Genomic DNA, 229 nt, shown 5'->3' on the forward strand with positions numbered 1-229 from the left:
GTTCGGGACTCGGATTCATGGTGTTCAATGCAGAAGAAGGGAATGGAGGTCACGACCGAAGCGGCCGCCGTTCAGATAGGTGTCAGCAGGCGCCGCCGACGTTTGTGCCGCTGCGGGCTGGCTGTCCAGTCCCTTGTCGAGGATGGTCTTGACGGTGCGGTACTTCGGGCTCGCGAACGCGAGCGCACGCTCGCACGCGGCGTCCAGTCGCTGATCGCCGAACTTCTCG

General features: G+C 63.8%; 1 pseudogene. It reads right to left on the minus strand.

The window, feature by feature from the left end:
• Positions 1–24: 24 nt before the first annotated feature.
• Positions 25–229 (minus strand): annotated as a pseudogene (locus SB751_RS35975) (IS21 family transposase); the annotation flags it as partial.

This window comes from Cupriavidus sp. SIMBA_020 (assembly GCF_046535395.1).
GTDB lineage: Bacteria > Pseudomonadota > Gammaproteobacteria > Burkholderiales > Burkholderiaceae > Cupriavidus > Cupriavidus campinensis.